We start from the raw sequence: 25,784 nt of genomic DNA on the forward strand, positions 1-25,784 counted from the left end.
CCTGATCCCGAAGAGGGAAGCCGGTTTCGACAATCGGCTCGAACGCCCCGAAGCAGTGAACCCGCGGCAGACGGGTCGAGGAGACTAAGATGAGTGGTGAGTACGACGATCTCAAGCGGCGCATGGATGGGGCAATCGCGGCGTTCAAGCATGACCTGGCTTCGCTGCGGACCGGTCGTGCTTCCAGCAATCTGCTCGATGCGATCCAGGTGCAGGCCTATGGCACCACCATGCCGATCAACCAGGTCGCCAACGTCACGGTGCCGGAGCCGCGCATGATCTCGGTGTCGGTCTGGGACAAGTCGATGGTCAGTGCCGTCGACCGCGCCATCCGCGAATCCAATCTGGGCTTCAATCCGATCGTCGACGGCACCAATCTGAGGATTCCGCTGCCGGAGCTCAACGAGCAGCGCCGCAAGGAACTGGTCAAGATCTCGCATGGCTACGCCGAGAACGCCCGCGTCGCCGCGCGCCACGTGCGTCGCGACGGCATGGACTTCCTGAAGAAGGCGGAGAAGGACGGCGACATCAGCGAGGACGATCATCGCAAGCGTTCGGACCAGGTGCAGAAGCTCACCGACGAAACGATCAGCACCATCGATCATCTGCTTTCCGACAAGGAAGCTGAAATCATGCAGGTTTAGGTTGGCCTTGGGCTGATCCGAAAGCGAGATCATGACAACGCCCGCGCACGTCGCGATCATCATGGATGGAAATGGACGCTGGGCCAAGGCGCGTGGCATGCCGAGGCTTGCGGGTCATCGCGCCGGGGTGGAGGCGCTGCGCAAGACGGTGCGGGCGGCTCCCGATCTCGGCATCTCCTTCCTGACCGTCTATGCCTTCTCGTCGGAGAACTGGTCGCGGCCGAAGTCCGAGGTCAGCGACCTGATGGGACTGTTGAAGCTGTTCATCCGCCGTGACCTTGCCGATCTGCACCAGAGCGGCGTGCGGGTCAGGATTATCGGCGACAGGACAGGGCTGCAGGCCGACATCAGGGGGCTGCTCGACGAAGCTGAATCGCTTACCGCCAACAACGAGGCGCTGACGCTGGTCATCGCCTTCAACTATGGCGGGCGCGACGAGATCGTCCGCACGGCGCGCAAGCTTGCCTCGGCCGTGGCGCGCGGCGAGATCGACAGCGAGGCAATCACCGCCGAAAGCTTTGCCGGCTTGCTCGACACGCAAGGCATCCCAGACCCGGAACTGGTCATACGCACCAGCGGCGAGCTCCGCCTGTCCAACTTCCTCTTGTGGCAGGCCGCCTACAGCGAACTCGTCTTCCTGCCGTGCTATTGGCCGGACTTCAACCGCGAGCACCTCGCCGAGGCCTTGCGCGAATTCGCCGGCCGCGAGCGCCGTTTCGGCGGCCTGGGCCCGCCAGACGTCGCTTCGCGACCGGCCGCGGGATGAGCAACCTTCAGCTCCGCGTCATTTCGGCGGTCGTGCTGGCCATCGTCGCCCTTGGCCTGACCTGGCTTGGCGGCCTGCCTTTCCGGCTGCTGTGCGCGGCGATGTCGGCGATGATCTTTTACGAGTGGACGCGCATGTCGCGGCCTGTGCCGGCCAGCGGGCTCGGCTTCCTGCCCGAAGCGCTGGCCACCGTTTTCATCGTCGCCCTGATTGCCGGCCTTCCCGCATTCTGGCTGCTGCCGCTCGTCGTGGCGCTGGTTGCCGTGGCGGCGATTGCCGCCCGGGTCGGCAAGAGCGGGCAGTGGGACGCGAGCGGTCTTGCCTATGCTTGCGTGTCTGGCTTGTCGCTTGCCCTGCTGCGTGATGGCGACCATTCGGGGCTCGTCGCCATCCTGTTTCTGTTCGCGGTGGTCTGGGCGACCGACATTTTTGCCTATTTCGTCGGCCGCGCCGTCGGCGGCCCCAAACTGGCGCCGTCGATTTCGCCCGGCAAGACGCGCAGCGGCGCGCTCGGCGGCGCGGTTGGCGGCGTTGTCGCCGGTCTCATCCTGGCCGCCATCGCCGGCGCCGGCAACCTGGTGTTGCTCGGTCTCGTGGCGCTCGCGCTTTCGATTGTCGCCCAGGCTGGCGACCTTTTCGAATCATGGGTCAAGCGGCGCCATGGCTGCAAGGATTCGGGCGTGCTCATTCCGGGCCATGGCGGCGTCATGGATCGTGTCGATGGGCTTGTCGCGGCGGCTCTCGCCCTGTACGTCATCGGCTGGATTTCGGCGGGGGCCGATCATCCGGCACGGGGGCTGTTTCCCATTTGAATGGTGTCGCTCCGCGATCCGATGCGGGCATGCCTTGGATTTGCCTGGATTGATGTCACAGTCACGGCGCAACCGCGGAAGAATTGAGGGCCTGAATTGAACGAGATTCTTCACGCGATTTTCAGCACGGACGGCCTCTTTCTCGGCACGCTGGTGCCGTTTCTCTTCGTGCTCACCGTGGTGGTGTTCGTCCACGAAATGGGCCACTACCTCGTCGGCCGCTGGTGCGGCATCGGGGTCAGGGCGTTCTCGATCGGCTTCGGTCCGGAACTCATCGGCTTCAACGACAGGCATGGCACACGCTGGAAGCTCTGCGCCATACCGCTGGGCGGCTACGTCAAATTTGTCGGCGACATGAGCGCCACCTCCAGCAAACCTACGGCTGGAGAGCTCGAAACGCTGACCGACGAGGAACGCAAGATTGCCTTCCACACCCAGGCGATCTGGAAGCGCGCGGCGACGGTGGCGGCCGGGCCGCTGTTCAATTTCCTGCTGACGATCGTCGTCTTCTCCGTGCTGTTCACCACCTATGGGCGTTATGTCGCCGAGCCCATGGTGGCGCAGGTTACCGCCGACAGTCCGGCAGCCAGGGCCGGCATCCTGCCCGGAGACCGATTCGTCAGTGTCGACGGCAGCAAGGTCGAGACCTTCGGTGACGTGCAGCGCCTGGTTTCGGGCCGTGCCGGTGACACAATCACCTTCGTCATGCTGCGCGGTGGCAAGGAAGTCACCGTGACGGCGACACCGCAGTTGATGGAGCAGCAGGACGCACTCGGCAACAAGATCAGGGTCGCGGTGATCGGTGTCGTCAACAACAAGGAGCTCGGCCAGCCCCGTCTAGTCACCTACACCCCGGTCGGCGCCGTTGCCGCGGCGGTCGAGGAAACCGGCCATGTCATCGAGCGCACCGGCCAGTTCATGCAGCGCTTCGCCGTCGGGCGCGAGGACAAGTGCCAGCTGGGTGGCCCCGTCAAGATCGCCGACATGGCCGGCAAGGCAGCCAAACTGGGTTTCGAGTGGCTGGTTCAGCTCGTTGCATTGCTGTCCGTCGGGATAGGCATTCTAAACCTTTTGCCGATTCCCCCCCTCGACGGAGGCCATCTCTTGTTCTACGGGGTGGAGGCCGTCATCCGCCGTCCGGTGTCGGAATGGATGATGGAAATGGCCTATCGGGCCGGTCTGCTTCTGGTGCTGTGCTTCATGGGCTTCGTTTTCTGGAACGATCTGTTTGGGTGCTGAAATCATGAAGGAATTTGGCCTGGGCATGGTCGATGTTGAGACGCCGTTTACCATGCACGGGGATATGAGTGACGCGAAAGCCACGCAACTCGGTTAAGTAAATACAAATTAACCAGAAGCCTTGCGTGTAGGGAAAATCCGGTTAATACGGTAGGGGAAATTACCGCACGTCCGGTTTTCTCGCCGTGGGGACTACGAGAAAAGGTTATTAAGCCCGATGAAGGCAGCATCCAAGTTTCTGAACGCCGCGTCCGCGGCGGCACTGTCCGCCGCTCTGGTCGTACCAGGTGCGCTCGCAGTGCAATTCGTTGCCACATCGGCGGCTGAAGCCGCTGTCGTCAGCCGGGTGGAAGTGAGCGGCAACCAGCGTGTCGACGCCGAAACCATCCGCAACTACATCACCATCAAGCCGGGCAAGGCCTTCTCCAGTTCGGACATCGACAGCGCGGTCAAGGCGCTGTTCGGCACCGGCCTGTTCTCGGATGTCCAGATCAACCAGGTCGGCTCGACCCTGGTGGTCAAGGTTTCCGAATACAAGGTCGTCAACCAGGTGCTGTTCCAGGGCAACAAGAAGCTCAAGGACAACGCGCTTCAGGCCGCGGTTCAGCTGAAGCCGCGCAGCACGTTCTCGCAGGCCACGCTCGATTCGGACGTCGAGGCAGTCAAGGCCGCGTACCGCCGTATCGGCCGCGACGACGCCGGCGTGACCACCCAGATCATGGATCTCGGCGACAACCGCGTGAATGTGGTCTTCAAGATCACCGAAGGCGACCGCACGCAGATCGCCGCGATCAATTTTGTCGGCAACAGCGCCTATTCCAGCCGCCGCCTGTCGGACGTGATCAACACCAAGCGCTCGTCCTGGGTTTCGTTCATCCTGCGCGATGACGTCTATGACGAAGACAAGCTGCGCGCCGACCAGGAGCTGCTGCGCCGCTTCTATTACAATCACGGCTACGCCGATTTCCAGGTCGTGTCGGCTGTCGGCGAACTCGACAATGCGACGAACAAATACACCGTCACCATCACCGTCCAGGAAGGCGAGCGGTACAATTTCGGCGATATCAGCGTCGAAAGCACGATCCCGGAAGTCGACGCCAAGTCGCTGCAATCGGTGGTCGAGACCCAAAAGGGCGACGTCTACAACGCAAAGAACGTCGAGGATTCGATCATTGCCCTGACCGAGAAGGTGGCCGGTTCCGGCTACGCCTTCGCGCAGGTGACGCCACGTGGCGACCGCAATTTCGAGAACCATACGATCTCGGTGGTCTATACCATCGATCAGGGCACCAAGGCCTATATCGAGCGCATCGAGATCCGTGGCAACGATCGCACACGCGACTACGTCATTCGCCGCGAATTCGACGTCAGCGAAGGCGACGCGTTCAACCAGGTGCTTGTCCAGCGCGCGAAGAAGCGGCTGGAAGACCTGAATTATTTTGACAAAGTCGATATCTCGACGGTGCCCGGCTCGCAGCCCGACCAGGTCGTCCTGGTGGTCGACGTGGTCGAGAAGTCGACGGGTGAATTCTCGGTCGGCGCCGGCTATTCGACCGGTGGCGACACGGCGGGTCCGTCGGTTGAAGGATCGATCACCGAGCGTAACTTCCTCGGCCGCGGCCAGTTCATCAAGGTGTCGGCGGGCGGCGGCAAGAATTCACGCGACTACAGCCTGTCCTTCACCGAGCCTTATTTCCTCGGCCGTCGCATCGCCGCCGGCTTCGACATCTACAAGTCGACGCGGGAATACAACAACAATTACGACAGCGACACGACGGGCGCGACGATCCGCTTCGGACTGCCGATCACTAACAGCATCACGACCCAGCTGGCCTACAACATCTCGCAAGAGAAATATAAGGTCGACGATAGTTGCGGTCCCACCGGTCCTGGTAATTTGGACGGCACCTGCACGATTTCTCCGGCCATCCTGGATGGCATCGCTCAGAGTCCTTGGATCAAGTCGTCGGTCAGCTTGGGGCTGGTCTACAACACCATCGACGACATGAAGAACCCGCATGAGGGTATCTACGCCAACACGACGGTCGAAGTGGCCGGTCTCGGTGGCGATGCCAAGTTCGTGAAGGTCACTGGACGCGGCAGCGTCTACCAGACTCTCTCCGAGCAGCTTGACCTGGTCGGATTGATTTCAGGCGGTGCGGGTCACGTGGAGGCTTACGGCGGCGATGGATCTCTGCGGATATTCGATCAATTCCAAAGCACTGACCGCATGATCCGTGGCTTTGCCTATGGCGGTATCGGCCCGGTCGATCCGACCACGGGTGACCATCTCGGTGGTGTGACCTATTTCAACGCCTCGGCCGAAGCGCAGTTCCCGTTGCCTGTTGTTCCGGAGAGCTTCGGTCTGCGCGGCGCTGTATTTGCGGATGCTGCAACGTTGTACGGCAGCAAGATCGATACTAGCGTGAACCAGAGTTCGCTTGACATGAAATTGCGTGCTTCGGTCGGTATCGGCCTGATGTGGGCCTCGCCCTTCGGTCCGATCCGTATCGACTATGCGATCCCGGTCAGGAAGGAAGCGACCGACGACGTGCAGGAATTCAACTTCGGCATATCGACCCGCTTCTGATCGGCGGCCAACGATGCTCCCGGATTTTCTGGATCCGGGAGAAATGTTCCGACCTAGCTGGATATAGCTTCTGGAATGACCGATCCGGTGTTCTTCGCGCCATCACGCCGGTATACGGCGGCCGAAGTCGCGAATCTGACCGGCTCGGTGCTTGTCGATTCCGGCCAATCCGACGTTTCTATCTCTGCGCTGGCTCCGGCCAGCGAGGGCGGCGCCAATGCGCTTGTCTTCGTCGACGGCAAGCGTAATTCAGCGCTGATGCCGTCGCTGCGGGCCGCGGCGGTCCTGTGCCCGGCCGAATTCGCCAACAAGGCGCCGGACGGCGTCGCTGTCCTGATCCATCCGCGGCCGCAACAGGCATTCGCGCTGGTTGGACGATTGCTGTTCCCGACAGCCGCGACGCCGGGGCCAATGACCAGTGAAACCGGTATCTCCCCGCACGCTCATATCGACCCGACCGCCCATGTCGAAGCTGGCGCGATCATCGAGGCCGGCGTGGTCATCGGGCCGGGCGTCTCGATCGGCAGCGGCACCGTCATCGCGCCCAACGCCGTCATTGGACAGTCCTGCCGGATCGGCCGTGACGGTTATGTCGGGCCGGGCGCCAGTATTCAGTATGCGCTGATCGGCAATCGGGTCATCATCCATGGCGGCGCCAGGATCGGCCAGGACGGCTTTGGATTCGTTGGCGGCGCCAAGGGGCCGGAACGCGTTCCCCAGATCGGGCGGGTCGTTATCCAGGACGATGTCGAGATCGGCTCCAATTCCACCGTCGATCGCGGCGCCATGTCCGATACGATCATCGGCCAGGGTACCAAGATCGACAATCTCGTACAGATCGCTCATAACGTCCGCATCGGCCGCAATTGCATAGTGGCCGGGCTTTCCGGTATTTCCGGTTCCGTGGTCGTGGGTGACAATGTCACGATGGGCGGCGGCGTCGGGCTGGCGGATCACCTGACCATCGGCACGGGAGCCAAGCTTGCCGCCAGAAGTGGATTTATGAGCAATGTTCCTGCCGGCGAGATCTGGGGCGGTTATCCGGCACAGCCGATGGCGGAAGCCATGCGAGAGATAGCCATGTTGCGCACGATGGCCAGGGCACGCAAGCAGGGCAAGGACAATGGCTGACATGGTGGCGGCGACGACGCTGGAAGCGGTCGACATAATGGGGCTGATGAAGCTCCTGCCGCACCGCTATCCCTTCCTGATGATCGATCGCATCGTCGAGATCGATGGCGACAACTCCGCCATCGGCATCAAGAACGTGACCATAAACGAGCCACATTTTCAGGGGCATTTCCCCGACCAGCCGGTGATGCCGGGCGTGCTGATCGTCGAGGCCATGGCGCAGACGGCCGGCGCCATCTGTATCCGCAGCCTTGGAGCATCGAAGCCGTCGCTGGTCTATTTCCTCACCATCGACAATGCCAAATTCCGCAAACCGGTGGTCCCCGGCGACCAGTTGAAGATCCACGTCAAGAAAATCAAGAAGCGCGGCAACCTGCTCAAATTCGCCTGCGAAGCCCTGGTCGACGGTACCAAGGCAGCCGAGGCCGAGATTTCAGCCATGATGGTCACCGGCGACTGACGATCGAGTGCCTATGAAAATCAAGACTTCAATCCATCCTTCTTCCGTCGTGGAAGAAGGCGCTCAAATCGGCCAAGGTGTGCGCATAGGGCCGTTCTGCCATGTCAGCGCCGATGCCGTGATCGGCGACGGTGTCGAACTGGTCAGCCATGTCTCGGTGATGGGCGCGACCACTATCGGAGCGTCTACCAAGGTCTATCCGATGGCGACATTGGGCGCGCCGCCGCAGAACACAAAGCACAAGGGCGGCCGCACCACCCTGGTCATCGGCGCCAACTGCACCATCCGCGAAGGCGTGACCATGCATGTCGGAACCGACACCAGCCGGGGCGAAACGACGGTCGGCGACAACGGCAATTTCCTCGCTTACGCCCACATCGCCCATGATTGCGTCGTCGGCAAGAACGCCACCTTCGCCAATGGTGCCACGCTTGGCGGACACTGCGAGATCGGCGACAACGTCTATATTGGCGGCCTCAGCGCCGTGCATCAATTCGTGCGTGTCGGCGACAACGCCTTTCTTGGCGGGTGCTCGGCTTTTGTCGGCGACGTCATTCCCTATGCCATTGCCGTCGGCAACCGCGCCAGCTTGCGCGGCTTGAACATCATCGGCCTCAAGCGTGCCGGCCTGCCGCGTTCCGAAATCTATCTGCTGCGTAGAGCTTACAGGACGATCTTCGATCGGTCCCGCACCGTCGGCGAGAACATCGAATTGGCCAAGGCCGAGTTCGCCGCTTCGCCGACCGCCATGAAGATCATCGATTTCATCACCAGTCGCGGCAAGCGGCACTATGCTGTGCCGTCGCTCAAGGGCGGCGATGGCGACGACACCGATGATGAAGACTGAGACGGCGGGAACTGCTCTCGATCTCCCGCCTGATGCCAGGGTCGGCATCATCGCCGGCGGCGGCAGCCTTCCGGTCGAAGTGGCGGCCGGCCTGGCAGAGGCCGGACATCCGCCCATCATCATCCTGGTCGATGGTCAGGCCGACCGTCAGTCCGACCTCACAATCTACGAGCATGAAAGCCTCGCGCTGGAAGACATCGGCTCGCTGGCTGCGTTGCTGAGGCGCCGGCGGATCACCCATCTGGTCCTTGCCGGCGAGATCAGGCGCAGGCCGCGGCTGGTCGACATGCGCCCGAGCCTTGGCTTGCTGGCGCTGATACCCTCGGTCGCCATGGCGCTTGCGCGCGGCGATGACGGGCTGTTGAAGATATTGACCCGCGGCCTGGAGGCGCGCGGCGTTAAAGTCGTCGGCGCGCATGAGGTCGTGCCCCGGCTTGTCGCGACCGAAGGGCCGCTGACCAAGGCAGTGCCGAGAAAGTCCGACTGGCGCGATATCGAGGCGGCACGCGCGGCGGCAAAGGCCATCGGCGCGCTCGACATTGGTCAGGCGGCTATTGCCATCGGTGGACGCGCTATTGCCTTGGAAGGCGTCGAGGGCACCCACGGACTGCTCGAGCGGACGCAGCAGCTGCGCGGCCATGGCAGGCTTGCGGGCAAGACCCGCGGTGTCCTGGTCAAATGCGCCAAGCCCGGCCAGGAGTTGCGTGCCGACCTGCCATCCATTGGCCCCCGTACGGTCGAGGCGGCACACGCCGCCGGGCTTGCCGGCATTGCCGTGGAAGCGGGCCATTCGCTGATCCTCGAAGGTCCCCACGTTCTCGCGCGCGCCAATGCGCTTGGCCTGTTCGTGTTCGGCCTGCCGGCCGCGGAGCCTGGCCATGGCAACTGAGAAGCCGCTGAAGATCGCCATCGTCGCCGGCGAAGAGTCCGGCGACTTGTTGGGCGCCGACATCGTGCAGGCGTTGAAACGCATGACCGGACGCGAGGTGCGGCTGGTCGGCATTGGCGGACGGCATCTGCAGGCGCTTGGGCTGGTGCCGTTGTTCGACGGCGCCGAGATCGCGCTGATGGGGCTCAGCGCCATTCTGCGTGACCTGCCGCGCCTGATGCGGCGGATCAGCCAGACGGCGGGCGCGGTCGCTGCTGAAACCCCCGATTGCCTGATCACCATCGACAGCCCTGATTTCTCGCTGCGCGTCGCCAAAAAGGTCCGCGCCGCCGATCCGTCGATCCCGATCGTCCATTATGTCTGCCCAAGTGTCTGGGCGTGGCGGCCGGGCAGGGCGCCGGCGATGAAGCCCTATGTCGACCACATATTGTGCATCCTGCCGTTCGAGGTGAAGGAGCTCAGCCGCCTCGGCGGCCCGCAGGGCACCTATGTCGGACATCGCCTTACGCATGATCCGGGCGTACTCAGCGCTGCAAGGGCGCAGACCCAGCCGCGCGACCTCTCGGGAGATCGCATCAAGACGCTGCTCGTCTTGCCCGGTTCGCGGCGCGGTGAGGTGAGCCGGCTGATCGAACCGTTCGGCGAGACGGTCTCGATCCTGCGGCAGCGCGGACATCAACTGCGTCTTCTGTTGCCGACAGTGCCGCATGTCGCCGACCTGGTCAGGGCCTCGGTGGCGCGCTGGGACCAGGAGCCGGAAATCATTCTCGATCCCGAGCGCAAATGGCAGGCCTTCGGCAAGGCCGATGCCGCGCTGATCGCGTCTGGAACGGTGTCGCTGGAACTGGCGTTGTCGGGCGTGCCGACGATCTCGTGTTACCGGCTCGATCCGGTGATGCGCATGGTCCAGGGCCTGGTCAGGGTGTGGAGTGCCGCCTTGCCCAATCTCATCGCCGACCAGGCGATCGTGCCGGAGCACTACAACCAGTATGTGCGGCCACGCTATCTGGCGCGGCAGCTGGAGGCCCTGTTTTCGGACACCGCCTACCGTAGCTGGCAAAAGGACGGCTTTGCTGAAGTTGTCAGGCGCATGGCCACGGACAGGCCTTCAGGCGAGATCGCCGCTGAGGTGGTGATGGGGTGCATAAAGAAGGCAGTAGGCAGTAGGCAGTAGGCAGTAGGCAGTAGGCAGTAGGCCTCTTATTCCCTACTGCCTATTCCCTATTCCCTATTCCCTATTCCCTATTCCCTATTCCCTATTCCCTATTCCCTATTCCCTCTATTCCCTATTCCCTCTATTCCCTACCTTTTCGCGATCGGCACGTAGTCACGCTCCGGCGCACCGGTATAGAGCTGGCGCGGGCGGCCGATCTTCTGGCGCGGATCTTCGATCATTTCCTTCCACTGCGCGATCCAGCCGACGGTGCGGGCAACCGCGAACAGCACGGTGAACATGGTGGTGGGGAAGCCCAGCGCCTTCAGCGTGATGCCGGAGTAGAAGTCGACGTTCGGGTAGAGCTTCTTCTCGATGAAGTAGGAATCGGTCAGCGCGATCTTTTCCAGCTCCATGGCGATGTCGAGCAGCGGATCGTCCTTGATGCCGAGTTCACCCAGAACCTCATGCGCCGTCTTCTGCATGATCTTGGCGCGCGGATCGTAGTTCTTGTAGACGCGGTGGCCAAAGCCCATCAACCGGAACGGGTCGTCCTTGTCCTTGGCGCGGGCGATGAATTCCGGGATGTGATCGACATGGCCGATCTCGCCCAGCATGTTGAGCGCCGCTTCGTTGGCGCCGCCATGGGCCGGGCCCCACAGGCAAGCGATGCCGGCGGCGATGCAGGCGAACGGGTTGGCGCCCGAAGAGCCGGCGAGGCGAACGGTCGAGGTCGAGGCGTTCTGCTCGTGGTCGGCATGCAGGATGAAGATGCGCTCCATGGCGCGTGCCAGCACCGGGTTGATCTTGTATTCCTCGCACGGCACGGCGAAGCACATGTGCAGGAAGTTGGCGGCGAAACCGAGATCGTTCTTCGGGTAAATGAAGGGCTGGCCGATGTGGTACTTGTAGGCCATGGCCGCGATCGTCGGCATCTTGGCGATCAGCCGCATGGAGGCAACCATGCGCTGGTATGGATCGGAGATGTCGGTGGAGTCGTGATAGAAGGCCGACAGCGCACCGACCACGCCGCACATCACCGCCATCGGGTGCGCGTCGCGGCGGAAGCCGGTGAAGAAGCGCGACATCTGCTCGTGCACCATGGTGTGGCGCGTCACGCGGTAATCGAAATCGTCCTTCTGCGCCTTGGTCGGCAGTTCGCCGTAGAGCAGGAGATAGCAGACTTCGAGGAAATCGCCGTGTTCGGCCAACTGGTCGATCGGATAGCCGCGGTGCAGGAGAATGCCGGCATCGCCATCGATGAAGGTGATCTCCGACTCGCAGCTCGCCGTCGAGGTGAAGCCGGGATCGTAGGTGAAGGCACCGGTGGTGCTGTAGAGCGAAGCGATGTCGATGACGTCGGGCCCGACGGAACCGCTTCGCACCTTGAACTCATGAGTCTTGCCGCCGAATTCCAGCTTTGCCGTGGCCTCTTGGGTCTTGCCGCCAAATTCCAGTTTTGTCGCAGCTTCGGTCATTGCAAACTCCTTCTCGTTTCCTCATGCCGGCAAAGGCAAATTTCTGCAGAGCGACACGTCGAAATCACCGCAATGCGCGTATTCGCCACCGCATTTCAGGAGGGTGCGTGCCAGATTGGGCCAGGGCCTAATGTTGCACTGCGAAACCCGCCTTTCAATGCCAATCTTCTTGGGCCAGTTTGCTCCTAATCGATTTGATCGGCTATGCGCGCCAGGCTCTCCTCGCGCCCCAGCACGGCAAGCACGTCGAACACGCCTGGCGAGGTGCTTTTGCCCGTCAGGGCGGCCCTCAGAGGCTGCGCCACGGCGCCAAGCTTGTGGCCACCGGCCAGTGCGTAGTCCCGGATCGCGGCCTCCGCGGCCGCGGCCGTCCAGTCGCCCGACAGCGCGTTCAAAGCTTCGTGAGCGCCGCGCAGGATCTTGCGGGCATCGTCGTTGAGCAGGAGTGCCGCCTTGTCGTCGATCGGCAGCGGCCGCGTGGCAAACAGGAAAGCGGCGCCGTCGACGAGCTCGACCAGCGTCTTGGCGCGCTCCTTCAGGCCGGGCAGCGCTGCCAGCAGCTGCGCCTTGTTGCGGTCGTCGAGGCGCGCGGCCATCGCCGGGCCACCCTCGAGATAGGGCAGGGTGGCGATGAAGATGTCCAAGAGTTCGGCATCGGCCATGCGGCGCATATGGGCGCCGTTGATCGCCTCCAGCTTGGCGAAATCGAAACGGGCCGCGCCCTTGTTGACGTCGCCTATGTCGAACCAGGACACCATGTCCTTGATCGACATGATCTCGTCGTCGCCGTGGCTCCAGCCCAGGCGCGCCAGGTAGTTGAGCAGTGCTTCCGGCAGGTAGCCCATGGCGCGGTAGGCCTCGACGCCAAGCGCGCCGTGCCGCTTCGACAGCTTGGCACCGTCGGCGCCATGGATCAGCGGGATGTGCGACATCGACGGCACATCCCAACCCATGGCGTTGTAGATCACGGTCTGGCGGGCGGCATTGGTCAGGTGATCGTCGCCACGGATGATGTGGGTGATGCCCATGTCGTGATCGTCGACGACGACGGCATGCATGTAGGTCGGGTTGCCGTCGGAGCGCAGGATGATGAAGTCGTCGAGATCCTTGTTGGGGAAGCGCACCTCGCCCTGCACGCGGTCGTGCACCACGGTCTCGCCCTCCGTCGGCGCCTTGACACGGATTGCGCCCTTGACGCCGGGCGGGGCTTCGGACGGATCACGATCGCGCCACTGGCCGTTGTAGCGCGGCGGCAGGCCCTTGGCGCGCGCTGCCTCGCGCATCGCCTCGAGTTCGGCGGGGGTCTCGTAGCTGTAATAAGCCTTGCCCAGGCGCACCAGCTCCTCGGCCACCTCGCGGTGTCGCGGCGCGCGCTCGAACTGCGAAACCGCGTCGCCATCCCAGCCCAGACCGAGCCAGGTGAGGCCGTCCAGGATCGCGGCCGTCGCCGCCTCGGTCGAACGCTCGCGATCGGTGTCCTCGATGCGCAGCAGCATCGTGCCGGCGGTATGCTTTGCATACAGCCAGTTGAACAGCGCCGTGCGCGCGCCGCCGATGTGCAGGTAGCCGGTGGGCGAGGGGGCAAAACGGGTGACGACCTTGTCGGACATTGAACTCTCGGGAAGCGTCTGAAGCGGGGTGTGGGGTGCGCGGACTTTCGCGCGTCGCGCGTTCATGTACCATAGGGCGTCAGGGGTGCAAGGGGCAGACCCGATGGCTGGACGAAGCCGGGGCTCGGATCAGGGCGAGGACGCAGTTGTTGGCGTCAGCGAGCGGTCCTTGTTTGCGATGCCGCTGCCGGCCGAGTTGCCGACGCAATCGCCTCTCGTGCCGGGTTCAGGCAAGCAGTCGCTACCGGATATCCCCGCCCCAGTTTCGTCGCCGGCCGGCAGGATCGTGCGTGTGCGTCGGCAACTCGGCCGGCTGTCATTGCCGCGCCTGCGCAACGGCATCACTGCGGCGGCGGAGCTGGAGCTTGACCGCGGCATTGGCTTCCTGCTGGTGCCGGTTTGCCTTGCAATCGGCGCGATCGGCTATTTTTCCCTGGCAGCCGAACCGGACTTCGCCAGGCCTGTCGCGGTGGTGGCCCTCATGGGCCTGCTGGCGATTGTCTCGCGCTCGTGGCCGAAAACCCATCTGTGCATGACGGCGGCATTGCTGTGCGCGCTTGGCTTGCTCGCCGCCAAGGTCGAGACGTGGCGCACCGGAACCCAGATGCTGGGCTCGGAAATCTCGACGCAACTGAGCGGCCGCGTGGTCTCGATCGAAGAGATGGAGACCGGCCGCATCCGGCTGACCATCGACGTGACATCGACCGCCCGGCCGAAACTGCGCTACGCGCCGGAAAGGGTTCGGCTTTCGGCACGCAAGATACCGCCGGAAATGACCGCCGGCTCCCTTGTCACGGGCTACGCCAAGCTGTTGCCGCCAACCGGTCCGGTGCGGCCGGAGAGCTACGATTTCTCCTTCGACAGCTATTTCGCCGGCATCGGCGGCAGCGGGTTCTTTCTCGGCAATCCAAAAGTCGTTGCGGCCGATGACGGTGGCATGCCGCTGTCGGCCCGCCTTTCCTCAGCGATAGAAAACGCCCGCGAAGCCATTGCCGACCATATCAGGGGCAGCGTCGGCGGCGCCGAAGGCGAGATCGCGGCGGCGTTGATCGTCGGCGTGCGCGCCGGCATCCCCGACGAAATCAACGAAGCGATGCGGCGCACCGGCATCTATCACATCATCTCCATTTCGGGACTGCACATGGCGCTGGTCGCCGGCACCATCATGGGTCTGCTGCGCGGCGCCTTCGCGTTGTTCCCCGACTTTTCCGCGCGCCGGCCGGTGAAGAAATACGCGGCCGCGGCCGCACTTTTGTCGATCGCCGCCTATCTCGTCATCTCCGGCGTCGTCGTCGCCGCCGAGCGCAGCTTCATCATGCTGGCGGTGATGCTGATTGCCGTCCTGTTCGATCGCGCGGCGCTGACCATGCGCAATCTTGCGATCTCGGCGATCGCCGTCATCCTGGTTTCGCCGCATGAGGTGGTCGGTCCGAGCTTCCAGATGTCGTTCGCTGCGACCGCGGCCCTGGTTGGCGCCTATGCGGGCTGGGCGGATCACCGTGCGGGAAAGACCAGACCGCCGCCGCCGAAGCGCTCCTTGCCCGGTTTCCTGACCCGAAAATTCCTGCTGGCGACAGGCGGATTGGCCATGACCTCCATCATCGCCGGCAGCGCCACGGCGCTGTTTGCCATCTGGCATTTCCAGCGGGTGTCGCCGCTCAGCCTGTTCGCCAATCTGGCCGTCATGCCGATCGTGTCGGTGGTGATGTTCCTGGCCGTTGCCAGCGCGCTGCTGATGCCGTTCGGACTGGATGCGCCATCCCTTTACCTGATGGGCAAGGGCCTGACCGCGATGATCGCCATTTCGGCGTGGATATCGGAACGCTCTCCGGTCGATGCTGTCGGGCTCATCTCACAGCAATCCGTGCTGCTGGTGACGATTGCCCTGGTCATCGCGACGATGGCGACGACGTGGCTGCGGCTTGCAGCGCTTCCATTCGCGCTCGCCGGCTTGCTGGCGGTGTCCGACACGCGCCCGCCGGATGTGCTGGTCTCGGAAGATGCGCGGCTGGTCGCGCTGCCGATCGGCGGCGGCGAACTCGCGGTCAGCCGGCCCCGGCCAAATGAATTCACGGTCGACAACTGGAAGCGCGCGCTGAGATCCGAAACCATCATCCTGCCGGAGATGTTCGACAAGGCGGATGGACAATTCGATATTGCCGATGCCGTCAATCTCCCGCCGGGAGCGCCGTTCTATTGCACTGACGGCGTCTGTCTCGCCAGGCACCCGTCCGGTGCGATCATAGCGCATGTCGAAGACCGCAAGGATACCTGGAAGGCCTGTGGCTTCGCCGACCTGATCATTGTCAATGACGCGACGGCCTATGATTCTTGCCACAATCCGCTGGTTCTCGTCGTCACCAAACGGCAGCTCGCCCGCAAGGGCAGTGCGGCCATCTTCTTCGACCGCCAATCGGCCACCGGTCCGCCAACCATCAGCTTCGCAGTAGATAGCCCGTATCGGCCCTGGCACGCGCAGCGAAAATTTTCGCGCGAGGCGAGGGGCCTGGAGCCCTATCGCAAACCTGACAAGCCAAGTGCCGTGCCGGCTCAGTAGCGCCTGATCAGCCCGACGAGCTTGCCCTGCACCTTGACCCTGTCCGGCCCGAAGATGCGCGTCTCATAGGCCGGATTGGCGGCTTCAAGCGCAATCGAAGCACCCTTGCGGCGAAACCGCTTCAGGGTCGCTTCCTCCTCGTCGACCAGCGCCACGACGATCTCGCCCGGGCTCGCCGTATCGGCGTTGCGGATAATGACCGTGTCGCCATCGAAGATGCCGGCCTCGATCATCGAGTCGCCCTTGACCTCGAGCGCATAGTGCTCGCCGCCCATGATCATGTCCGGCGGCACCGAGATGGTATGCGTCTGATGCTGGATGGCATCGATCGGCACACCGGCGGCGATGCGACCCATGACCGGGATGGACACCGCTGGAACCGCATCGTCGTCATTGCCGGCAGCGGCAAAGCGCGACGGTGCCGGCTTGATCTGGCGGCCGAGGCTGCCCTGACCGAGACCGCCTTGGCCGAGACTTCCCTGGATGACGCTTGGCGAGAATTTCTTTGCCGCGTTGAGGCCCGGCGCGATCGAATCCGGCAGCCGCAGCACTTCCAGCGCACGCGCCCGGTTGGGCAGCCGGCGAATGAAGCCGCGTTCCTCCAGCGCCGTGATCAGGCGATGGATCCCTGATTTGGAGGCGAGGTCGAGCGCCTCTTTCATCTCGTCGAAGGAGGGCGGAATACCGCTTTCCTTGAGCCGTTCATGAATGAACATCAAGAGTTCATGTTGCTTGCGTGTCAGCATGGCGGCCCCCAAGGCATCTGGACAAGGGTTTTGATCCAGAATGGTTCTGATCCAGAATCGAAAAACAAACCCAGAACAAACACTATCTGTTCCAGTTGTGTTCTGCAACCGTTTAAAGTTTAGTGAATTTGGTAAGAGAGCCGAAATCATTTGCGGCCCCGGACAGGCCGGAAATCGGGGTTTTTCGCCCGTTGCCGCCCGTCGCCCGCATTGAAATGTTTGGTTAATAGCCTGTGGCCTGTCTTGCGACATGGCTCGGCATCAGCCGACGGCAGAGCCCGGCGAGGCCGATTTCCGCGCTTGCGATCGGCTTGCCTGCCGTGAACGAAACGAAATCAAAACGCCAACAATCGCCGGTTCGGAAGCAGGTACGGGATCAGGCTGGCGGGATCGCACCGGCCAGCACCTGCGCATAGGATTCCGCATCGATATTGCCGCCGGAGATGACGCAGACGACGTTGCCGGTCGCCTGCTCGCTGCGGAGAGCCGCGGCCAGCGAGGCGGCGCCCGCGCCCTCGGCGACGACCTTGGCCTTCTAGAACAGGAGCCGCATGGCCTCCGTCACCTCTTGCAGGCTGACGGCGATGGCACCGTCGATGAGCTGGTTCGCCAACGGCCACAGTTCGGGGATCAGGGAGGGACCGCCAATGCTCTTGATGAAGGAGGGCCGTGTCTCGATCTCGACAATACGTCCGGCCGCCAGTGCGGCGGTCACCGGCGCTGCGTTCTCGTCCTCGACGGCAAAGACCCTCGCCTGCGGACGAAGGGCCTTGAGCGCACTTGCAACGCCGGTCGTCATGCCGCCGCCTCCATATGGCGTCAGCACGAAATCGACATCCGGCAGATCCTCGACAATCTCGAGGCCGATGGTGCCATTGCCAGCCAGCACCGCCTGATCGGTAACGGGATTGATGAGAAGTTCGCCAATGTCGGGCCGCTCGATCGCGGTGATGTAGCGCCACCAGGTCCCGTGGGAGACAAAGCGCACCTCGCCGCCAAGACGGCGGACACCGTCGATCTTGGTCTGCGGCGCGCCGGCATACATGTAGGCGGCCATCGGAACGCCAAGAGCCCTAGCCGCCCAGGCCATCCCATAGGCCATGTTGCCCGAACTGACGATCGCAACACCGAGCCTGAGCTCATCGGCGTCACGAGAAAGCAAGGCATTGAGCGCCGGCCTGAGCTTGAAGGCGCCGATCGGCGACAGGGTCTCGAGCTTGAGGAATATCCGCTGGTCGGCACGGCCAAGATCGAGGCGCAGCAGCGGGGTGCGCGGCAGCCAGGCGGCCAGCCGATCGCGGGCTTCGGCAATCTCGTCAAGCGTCGGACGATGCGGAGGTGCCGAGATCATCCGGCAACCGCTTTCAAGCTGCCGGCGCGCGCGACGTCCTTGTTCGCGTCGCCGTCCTCGCTGTGGACATAGACGTGCAGCGTATAACCGATGTGGGCCGTCATCAGCGCTTTTGCCCGCTCGACGTCGCGGTCCAGGGCGGCTTCCATGATCGCCGTGTGGTGCTCGATCGCCATCGCCTCGCGCAGCGCGTTCATGGCCTCTTCGTAGCCGTCCTTGAGGCCGGCCGCCGCCCGCAATGTCGGCGCCAGCCCAAGAAAGCGATGGTGCCGGCGCAGCTGGTCCGAGATCGTCGAGCGAAACCGCAACAGCCAGCTGGATGTCGCAGCGCTCAGCAGCGCGGCATGAAAAGCCTCGTGGTTCTCGTCCCACTGGTCGACGGCGGCATCCGATGGGTCGTCCACCGCGGTCTTGCAGCGGGCGAGCCGGTAGTGCGCGGTGACAACCGCGTCTTCCCACTCCCGGCCGCCTTTCTCCATCGATTCCTGGAAGAGCGGTATCTCGACGACCATCCTCGCGCGCGCCAGATCCTCAAGTTCGGCCCGGGATACGGGGGCGACCGCGAAGCCGCGATTGCTGATGGCGGTGACCAGGCGTTCGGCTTCGAGCCGCGACAATGCTTCGCGCAGCGGCGTCCAGCCAACTCCATAGATGCCGCGCAGGGCGCTGAGCTTGAGCGGGGCACCCGGCATGAGACGGGTGGTGAGGATATCGCGCCGCAGAAGCTGGTAGGCGGCTTCCGTCTTGGTGGAGTTCTTCTGGTCCTGCATCGCGATCCATTCGTTCTCTGCCATTGGAGAAATTATATATGATGGTCGGTGATGGCAAGAATTATATATAATGTTTGACATGCGCCGATGGACTGACCATGATCGCTGGAGGTGCCCCGAGGCGGCGCTGATCAAATCTGGGAGGAAATGATGTTGAAGTCTAAATCCGCTTGGCTGTCGGGATTGGCTCTGGCAGGCGCATTGATGGTCAGCGCCGGCAGCGCCGCGGCCGATCAGATACGTATCGGCATCGCCAATTTCGGCGAGCATCCGCAATTGAACGCCGCCATAGCCGGCTTCAAGAAGGCGCTGACGGACAATGGCTTCGTCGAGGGCAAGGACGTCGTCTACACGGAGAGCCATACTAATTTCGATGCATCGCTGGTGCCGCAGATGATCGCCAAGCTGCAGGCCGAGCAGCCCAAGCTGATCTACACCATCACCACGCCGGTCTCGCAGATCGCCAAGAAGGCGCTCGCGGGCTCCGGCATTCCGATCGTCTTTGCCGCGGTCACCGACCCGGTGGCGGCCAAGCTGGTGCCGTCGTGGGACGCAGGCGACGAAGGCATGACCGGCGCCACCGATCTGCAGGACGTCGCCGCGGTAATGGCCTTCACCAAGAAGCTTCTGCCGAACGCCAAGCGTTTCGGCGTGCCTTACAATCCGGGCGAGGCCAACGACGTTGCCCTGATCGAGAAGATCAAGGCGGCGGCGCCCGCTGCCGGCTTCGAAGTCGTGGAAGTCGGTATCGACAACGTCAATGACATCCAGCAGCGCATCGCCTCGCTCGCCGGCAAAGCCGACGTGATCTACGGCCCGACCTCGAACCTGATCCAGCCGGCGATCGCCGCCGTCTCCGCGGCCGCCCGCCAGGCCGGCATCCCTGTCGTCAACGCCGACGACAGCGCGGTCCGCAACGGCACCGTACCGGCGAGCTTCGCGGTCAATTACACGCAGGTCGGCGTCAACGCCGGCAACATCGCCGCCGAGATCCTCAAGGGCAAGGATCCGAAGACGATCGCGCCGTCGCGCCCGGCCTACAAGGACCACATGGCAACGATTTCCCGCAAGGCGATGGCCGCGTTCGGCATCGAGATACCGGCTTCGATGGCCGATTGCGGCTGCATCGTCGACTGATATCGGGACTGAGGGGTGACGGCAGGGGCGCCGTCACCCTCAGGTCAGGGAGGAACGATGCTCGAGATCCGATCCGCGCGCAAAGTATTCTACAGGGGCCAGGCCGACGAGAAGATCGCGCTGGACGGCCTCAGCCTGTCATTGGCGACTGGCGAGTTCGGCATCGTCATCGGCTCCAACGGAGCCGGCAAGAGCAGCATGCTCAATGCCATTTCCGGAGCGCTCATCCTCGATTCCGGCAAGATCCTGATCAACGGCGCCGATGTGACAAATATGCCGGTGCACAAGCGTGCCGCAAGATTGGCGCGGGTGTTCCAGGATCCGATGCGCGGCACCGCCGCCAGCATGACGGTGGCGGAGAACATGCTGCTGGCCGATCTGCGCAGCCAAAAGCGCACCCTGCGGCAAGGGCTGAACGCCACACGGCTCGCCTCCTACAAGGAGCGCCTGTCCATACTGGGCCTCGGCCTTGAAAATCGTCTCGATACGCGCGTCGACCTGCTCTCGGGCGGGCAGCGGCAGTCCCTGTCGCTGATTATGGCCGTCGGCGGATCGCCAGACTTGCTTTTGCTCGACGAGCACACAGCGGCGCTCGACCCGCGCACGGCCGAGATCGTCATGCAGGCCACGGTGCGTGCCGTCAGCGCGCTGAAGCTGACCACACTGATGGTCACCCACAACATGCAGCACGCCGTCGACTATGGCAGCCGGGTGATCATGCTCGACGCGGGCCGGGTCCTGCTGGAAGTCACCGGCGAGGAAAAGGCTAGGGTCACGGTTATCGATCTGATCGGCCATTTTTCCGTCAAGACCGACCGCATGTTGTTGGCGAGCTGATCCCCATGGGCTTTATTCAGGAAGTTCTCTCCAGCTTCATCTCGATCATGCCGGTCACCCTGGCGCAAAGCCTGATCCTGGCCTTCGTCGTGCTCGGCATCATGATCCCGTTTCGCATGCTGAATTTTCCCGATCTCACCAGCGAAGGCGCGTTTCCACTGGGCGGCTGCGTCTGCGGCGTGCTTTTGGCTGCCGGAGCAGAGCCGGTGACCGGCATCCTGGTCGCATTCATCGTGGGCTTCGCGGCGGGCTGCTGCACCGCCTTCATCCATCTGCGCTTCCGTATCCACACGCTGCTTGCCGGTATTCTGATGATGACGATGCTCTACAGCATCAATCTTCGCATCATGGGCAAGTCCAACCTCTCCGTCTTCGGTTCGCCCACGGTGTTCGACTGGGTGCCGTTCGCGCGGCCGGGTTTTCCGGCCAGCAAGATCGTCGTCGCCGGCCTTCTCGCGCTCGTCGTCTTCGTGGCGCTATACATGTTCTTCAGGACCGAGAAAGGGACCGCGGTGCGCGCCGTGGGCGCCAATCCTGATATGGCCGAGGCGCAAGGCATCAATGTCTGGGCGGCGACCATAGGCGGCGTCGGGCTGGCGAGCGCGTTTTCGGCGTCAAGCGGCGCGCTGATGGTGCAGTCGCAGGGCTTCGCCGACGTCAATATGGGGCTCGGCATCCTCATCAACGGACTGGCCGCGCTGATGATCGGCGAGGCGGTTGTCGGCAAGCAGACCGTCTGGCGCCAGTTGCTGGCGCCCTTTGCCGGCGCGATCATCTATTACCAGCTGGTGTCGTTCTGCCTTGCCGCCGGCATGCCGCCTCCCGATTTGAAGCTTGCCACGGGCCTGTTCGTGCTCGCCATGCTTGCTCTGCCCAGCCTCAAGCGCAGCCGGGGGCCCGCGCCGGCTCGCGAAGCCATTCGTGAATAATCGAGGACATCACCAATCATGAACGCAACGCTCGACCTCACGGCAGTCGAAGCCATGGATGCGGCGGATCCGCTGCGCGCCATGCGCGACCGGTTCACCTTGCCGGAAGGCGTGATCTACCTCGACGGCAATTCGCTCGGCGCCGCAGCGCCTGCGGTTTTCAACGAGTTGCAGAAGGCCGCGACGCAAGAGTGGGCGCAGGATCTGATCCGTGCCTGGAACACCGCCGGCTGGTTCGATATGCCGGTCGCGCTTGGCGACCAGCTCGGCCGGCTGATCGGCGCCGCCCCGGGCCAGACGGTGGTCTGCGACACGACCTCGATCAACATCTACAAGGTGCTGCATGCCGCACTCGGGATGCGGCCGGGCCGGTCGGTCATCGTGGCCGAGGGCGACAGCTTTCCGACCGATCTCTATATGGCCGAAGGCGTCGCCTCGACGCGGCCGGGCACCGTGCTGCGGCTCGAAGGCGTCGATGCGGCAACCATTGAAGAGCTGATCGACGAGCGCGTCGCGGTTATCCTGGTCAACCACGTCAATTACAAATCCGGGCAGCTGCGCGACATGGCCGCGCTGACGCGCAGGGCCCATCAGGCCGGCGCGCTGATCGTCTGGGATCTCTGCCACACCGCCGGCGCCTTGCCGGTCGAGCTCGACAGCGCCAATGCCGATTTCGCCATCGGCTGCACCTACAAATATCTCAATGGCGGTCCGGGCGCTCCGGCCTTCATCTACGCCGCCAAACGCCACCACGACGATGTCCATCAACCGCTCAGCGGCTGGTGGGGCCATGCGCGGCCATTTGCCTTCGAACAGGGTTTTGCAGCCGGCAGCGGCATCCGCCGCTTCCTGTGCGGCACGCAGCCCATGCTTTCGATGCGGGCGCTGAAAGGTGCGCTGGATATCTGGGACGATGTCGACATGGCCGCGGTGCGCACGAAAAGCATCGCGCTGACCGACCTGTTCATCCGGCTTGTCGAGACCAGATGCGGCGCCTATGGCCTCGAACTGGAGAGCCCGCGGGACGGCAATCGGCGCGGCAGCCAGATTTCCTTCATGCATCCGCATGGCTACCAGGTGATGCGGGCCTTGATCGAGCGCGGCGTGATCGGCGATTTCCGCGCGCCGTCGACCATCCGCTTCGGCTTCACGCCGCTCTATGTCGGCTACAGGGACGTCTGGCAGGCGGTCGAGGTGCTGGAGGACATTTTGCGCACCGAAGCTTGGAAAGAGGCGCGATTTGCAGTCAAGACGGCGGTGACTTGAGAAACTAGAGCCGGGTGCGGACCGTCCAGAGTTCCGGGAACAGCACGACCTCCAGCATCTTCTTGAGATAGGAGGCGCCCGATGTGCCTCCGGTGCCGCGTTTCAGGCCGATGATGCGCTCGACCGTGGTGACATGGTTGAAGCGCCAGCGGCGGAAATAGTCCTCGAAATCGACCAGCTTTTCGGCCAGTTCGTAAAACATCCAGTAGCGCTGCGGGTCGCGATAGACGGTCTGCCATGCGACCAGGACCGCCTCATTCTCGGTCCGGGTTTCGCGCCAGTCGGTTCGTCCGGCGTCGGCGCCGATGTCGAAACCGTTGCGGGCCAGAAGCAGCAGCGCTTCGTCGTAGAGCGACGGCTCCGCCAGGATCGCCTCCAGCTTGCTGCTGAGGTCCGGCCGGTGCTTGTGGGGGCCGAGCATTGCGAGGTTGCGGTTGCCGGCCATGAACTCGATGGCGCGGTATTGCCAGGACTGGAAGCCCGAGGACTGGCCGAGCGCATCGCGGAACTCGGTGTATTCGCTGGGTGTCATCGTGCGCAGCACGTCCCAGGCATTGTTCAACTGCTCGAAGATCCGGGCGACGCGCGACAGCATCTTGAAGCTGGGCTCGAGCCGGTCGGCACGGATGGAACGGATCGCGGCACCGATTTCGTGCAAAGCGAGCTTCATCCAGAGTTCGGATGTCTGGTGCTGGATGATGAACAGCATTTCGTCATGCGCCGACGACAGCGGCGTCTGCGCCTCCAGCACTTTCTCCAGATGCAGATAGTCGCTGTAGGACATGCGTTCCTTGAACGACATTTGGGCGCCTTCCGACGCTGGATCGTAGGGCTCGCTCAATTGACGGTCTCCGTGCGCAGCCGGAAGCGCTGGATCTTCCCGGTCTGGGTCTTGGGCAGCGCGGCGATGAATTTCACCGATCGCGGGTATTTATAAGGTGCGATGGTGGCCTTGACGTGGTCCTGCAGGCGCTTGACGGTCAATGCGTCCGGCGCCACGCCTTGCACCAGCACGACATGCGCCTCGACGATCTGGCCGCGCTCGGCATCACCGGCGCCGATGACAGCGCATTCGGCGACATCAGGATGCGACAGCAGCGCCGCCTCGACCTCCGGTCCGGCGATGTTGTAGCCGGCGCTGACGATCATGTCGTCGGAGCGGGCGGCGAAATGGAAGAAACCGTCTTCGTCCTGCGTGAAGGTATCCCCGGTGAGGTTCCAGCCGTCGCGGACATAGTCCTTCTGCCTGTCATCGGCCATGTAGCGGCAGCCGGTCGGTCCACGCACCGCAAGCCGTCCGGTTGCGCCGCGCGGCACTTCACGCATCTCCTCGTCGACGATGCGCGCCTCGTAGCCGCCTACCGGTTTGCCGGTCGATGCAGGCTTCATGTCGTCGAAGCGGTTGGAGATGAAGATGTGCAGCATTTCGGTGGCGCCGATGCCGTCGAGGATCGGCTTGCCGGTCTTCTTCGTCCACTCCTCGAAGACCGGAGCCGGCAATGTCTCGCCCGCCGACACGGCGACACGCAGCGACGACAGGTCCGCCCCTTCGTCCATGGCCTTCAGCATCGCGCGGTAGGCGGTCGGCGCGGTGAAGGAGATGGTCGCTTTGTAGGTTTCGATGATGTGGATCATGTTGGGCGGCGTCGCCTGTTCCAGCAGCGTCGCCGCGGCGCCGAAGCGCAGGGGAAAGATGGCAAGCCCGCCCAGGCCGAAGGTGAAGGCGAGCGGCGGCGAGCCGACAAAAATATCGTCGGGCGTCACCTGCAGGATTTCACGGGCATAGGCGTCGGCGATGATCAGGAGGTCGCGGTGGAAATGCATCGTCGCCTTCGGCACGCCTGTCGTGCCCGAGGTGAAGCCGAGCAGGGCGACATCGTCGCGGCCGGTGTTGACGGCGGTGAAGGTCACCGGCTTGTCGAGCGCGGCACGATCGAGCTCGGCATCATGGTTGGCGGTGCCGTCGAAGCCGATGACCTGTTTCAGGAACGCGCTGTCCTTGGCGCAGGCGGTCATCTCGTCCATCAGCCTGGTGTCGCAGAGCGCGATGGTGACCTCGGCCTTGTCGACGATCTTGGAAAGCTCGCCGGCGCGCAGCATCGGCATGGTGTTGACGACCACGGCGCCGACCTTGGTGGCGGCCAGCCAGCAGGCGACCATGGCAGGGTTGTTGGCGGAGCGGATCAGCACCCGGTTGCCCGGCTTGACGCCATAATTTTCGACCAGCGCGTGCGCCAGCCTGTTCGTCCAGTCGGACAGTTCCTTGTAGGTGCGGCGGCGGCCATTGCCGATCAGGGCGGTGTGGTCACCAAGCCCCTTCTGCACCAGCCTGTCGGTCAGTTCGACACCGGCGTTGAGGTGTTCAGGATAATCAAAACCGTCGAGCAGGATATCGGGCCATTGTTCCGGCGGCGGCAGGTGGTCGCGCGTGAACGTGTCGATATGCGCTGAAGGCCCAAGCATCTCGCCGCTATCCTATGTGCTGCCTGGCCAATGCGCGAGGCATCTGGCCGAAGGCGGTTAATCTGTCGTTCCTGTCTTTCGTGGAGGTTTCGTGCTGCCGATTGCTCGA

Annotated in this window: 22 protein-coding genes; 15 read left to right on the forward strand and 7 right to left on the reverse strand. The window is 63.4% G+C overall.

The window, feature by feature from the left end:
- Positions 1-89 precede the first annotated feature (89 nt).
- From frr to lpxB, 10 genes are all read left to right on the forward strand, one after another.
- On the forward strand, positions 90-644 hold the full coding sequence (frr, locus tag FJ978_RS00965; RefSeq protein ID WP_013895366.1) for a ribosome recycling factor: 555 nt from the start codon (positions 90-92) through the stop codon (positions 642-644).
- A gap of 31 nt (positions 645-675) precedes the next feature.
- Positions 676-1,410: an isoprenyl transferase gene (locus FJ978_RS00970; protein WP_023764919.1), complete on the forward strand. Its 735-nt coding sequence runs from the start codon at positions 676-678 to the stop codon at positions 1,408-1,410.
- Positions 1,407-2,222 carry a phosphatidate cytidylyltransferase gene (locus FJ978_RS00975; protein ID WP_140569489.1) on the forward strand — a complete coding sequence of 272 codons (816 nt, stop codon included), beginning with the start codon at positions 1,407-1,409 and terminating at the stop codon, positions 2,220-2,222. Before FJ978_RS00970 ends, FJ978_RS00975 begins: the two co-directional genes overlap by 4 nt.
- Before the next feature lie 96 nt (positions 2,223-2,318).
- Positions 2,319-3,461, forward strand: a complete 1,143-nt coding sequence (gene rseP, locus FJ978_RS00980) for an RIP metalloprotease RseP (protein ID WP_140569490.1) — start codon at positions 2,319-2,321, stop codon at positions 3,459-3,461.
- A gap of 217 nt (positions 3,462-3,678) precedes the next feature.
- Positions 3,679-6,051 (forward strand): outer membrane protein assembly factor BamA, encoded by a 2,373-nt coding sequence (gene bamA / locus FJ978_RS00985; protein WP_013895370.1) that lies wholly within the window; start codon positions 3,679-3,681, stop codon positions 6,049-6,051.
- 75 nt (positions 6,052-6,126) lie between these two features.
- Positions 6,127-7,182, forward strand: a complete 1,056-nt coding sequence (gene lpxD, locus FJ978_RS00990) for a UDP-3-O-(3-hydroxymyristoyl)glucosamine N-acyltransferase (protein WP_013895371.1) — start codon at positions 6,127-6,129, stop codon at positions 7,180-7,182.
- Positions 7,175-7,642 (forward strand): 3-hydroxyacyl-ACP dehydratase FabZ, encoded by a 468-nt coding sequence (gene fabZ / locus FJ978_RS00995; protein ID WP_013895372.1) that lies wholly within the window; start codon positions 7,175-7,177, stop codon positions 7,640-7,642. Before lpxD ends, fabZ begins: the two co-directional genes overlap by 8 nt.
- Positions 7,643-7,655: 13 nt before the next feature.
- Complete coding sequence (gene lpxA, locus FJ978_RS01000) at positions 7,656-8,489, forward strand: acyl-ACP--UDP-N-acetylglucosamine O-acyltransferase (RefSeq protein WP_013895373.1); 834 nt, start codon at positions 7,656-7,658, stop codon at positions 8,487-8,489.
- Entirely contained in the window at positions 8,476-9,378 is a 903-nt protein-coding gene (lpxI, locus tag FJ978_RS01005) for a UDP-2,3-diacylglucosamine diphosphatase LpxI (protein ID WP_246678011.1), read from the forward strand. Before lpxA ends, lpxI begins: the two co-directional genes overlap by 14 nt.
- A complete protein-coding gene (lpxB, locus tag FJ978_RS01010) occupies positions 9,368-10,552 on the forward strand; it encodes a lipid-A-disaccharide synthase (RefSeq protein WP_140569493.1) in 1,185 nt (394 codons plus the stop codon). The genes lpxI and lpxB overlap by 11 nt, the downstream gene beginning before the upstream one ends.
- A gap of 128 nt (positions 10,553-10,680) precedes the next feature.
- Here lpxB and gltA read toward each other — a convergent pair whose 3' ends face one another.
- Together gltA and gltX are read right to left on the reverse strand one after the other, a co-directional pair.
- Positions 10,681-12,009: a citrate synthase gene (gene gltA, locus FJ978_RS01015; RefSeq protein WP_013895376.1), complete on the reverse strand. Its 1,329-nt coding sequence runs from the start codon at positions 12,007-12,009 to the stop codon at positions 10,681-10,683.
- Positions 12,010-12,194: 185 nt separating this feature from the next.
- Complete coding sequence (gene gltX, locus FJ978_RS01020; RefSeq protein WP_023777428.1) at positions 12,195-13,619, reverse strand: glutamate--tRNA ligase; 1,425 nt, start codon at positions 13,617-13,619, stop codon at positions 12,195-12,197.
- A 103-nt stretch (positions 13,620-13,722) separates the two neighbouring features.
- Here gltX and FJ978_RS01025 point away from each other — a divergent pair, with 103 nt between their 5' ends.
- Positions 13,723-16,176: a ComEC/Rec2 family competence protein gene (locus tag FJ978_RS01025; RefSeq protein ID WP_140569495.1), complete on the forward strand. Its 2,454-nt coding sequence runs from the start codon at positions 13,723-13,725 to the stop codon at positions 16,174-16,176.
- Here FJ978_RS01025 and lexA read toward each other — a convergent pair.
- From lexA to FJ978_RS01040, 3 genes are all read right to left on the reverse strand, one after another.
- Positions 16,170-16,922 (reverse strand): transcriptional repressor LexA, encoded by a 753-nt coding sequence (gene lexA, locus FJ978_RS01030; protein WP_013895379.1) that lies wholly within the window; start codon positions 16,920-16,922, stop codon positions 16,170-16,172. The genes FJ978_RS01025 and lexA overlap by 7 nt on opposite strands.
- 535 nt (positions 16,923-17,457) lie before the next feature.
- Positions 17,458-18,273, reverse strand: a complete 816-nt coding sequence (locus FJ978_RS01035) for a pyridoxal-phosphate dependent enzyme (protein WP_246678013.1) — start codon at positions 18,271-18,273, stop codon at positions 17,458-17,460.
- The gene (locus FJ978_RS01040) at positions 18,270-19,043 is read right to left on the reverse strand and encodes a GntR family transcriptional regulator (RefSeq protein WP_041164887.1); all 774 of its coding nucleotides are present in this window, start codon (positions 19,041-19,043) and stop codon (positions 18,270-18,272) included. The genes FJ978_RS01035 and FJ978_RS01040 overlap by 4 nt, the downstream gene beginning before the upstream one ends.
- A gap of 150 nt (positions 19,044-19,193) precedes the next feature.
- Between FJ978_RS01040 and FJ978_RS01045 the strand changes: the two genes are divergently transcribed.
- From FJ978_RS01045 to kynU, 4 genes are read left to right on the forward strand one after another with little or no spacing between them, the layout of a single operon-like run.
- A complete protein-coding gene (locus tag FJ978_RS01045) occupies positions 19,194-20,180 on the forward strand; it encodes an ABC transporter substrate-binding protein (protein ID WP_013895382.1) in 987 nt (328 codons plus the stop codon).
- Positions 20,181-20,237: 57 nt separating this feature from the next.
- Positions 20,238-21,017 (forward strand): ABC transporter ATP-binding protein, encoded by a 780-nt coding sequence (locus FJ978_RS01050; RefSeq protein ID WP_140569497.1) that lies wholly within the window; start codon positions 20,238-20,240, stop codon positions 21,015-21,017.
- A gap of 5 nt (positions 21,018-21,022) precedes the next feature.
- The gene (locus FJ978_RS01055; RefSeq protein ID WP_140569498.1) at positions 21,023-21,946 is read left to right on the forward strand and encodes an ABC transporter permease; all 924 of its coding nucleotides are present in this window, start codon (positions 21,023-21,025) and stop codon (positions 21,944-21,946) included.
- An 18-nt stretch (positions 21,947-21,964) separates the two neighbouring features.
- A complete protein-coding gene (gene kynU, locus FJ978_RS01060) occupies positions 21,965-23,212 on the forward strand; it encodes a kynureninase (protein WP_140569500.1) in 1,248 nt (415 codons plus the stop codon).
- A gap of 4 nt (positions 23,213-23,216) precedes the next feature.
- Here kynU and kynA read toward each other — a convergent pair whose 3' ends face one another.
- Both kynA and FJ978_RS01070 read right to left on the reverse strand, forming a co-directional pair.
- Positions 23,217-24,053 (reverse strand): tryptophan 2,3-dioxygenase, encoded by an 837-nt coding sequence (kynA, locus tag FJ978_RS01065; RefSeq protein ID WP_140569501.1) that lies wholly within the window; start codon positions 24,051-24,053, stop codon positions 23,217-23,219.
- A complete protein-coding gene (locus FJ978_RS01070; protein WP_140569503.1) occupies positions 24,050-25,675 on the reverse strand; it encodes an AMP-binding protein in 1,626 nt (541 codons plus the stop codon). The genes kynA and FJ978_RS01070 overlap by 4 nt, the downstream gene beginning before the upstream one ends.
- Between the last annotated feature and the right edge of the window lie 109 nt (positions 25,676-25,784).

This window comes from Mesorhizobium sp. B1-1-7 (genome assembly GCF_006442705.1).
GTDB lineage: Bacteria > Pseudomonadota > Alphaproteobacteria > Rhizobiales > Rhizobiaceae > Mesorhizobium > Mesorhizobium opportunistum.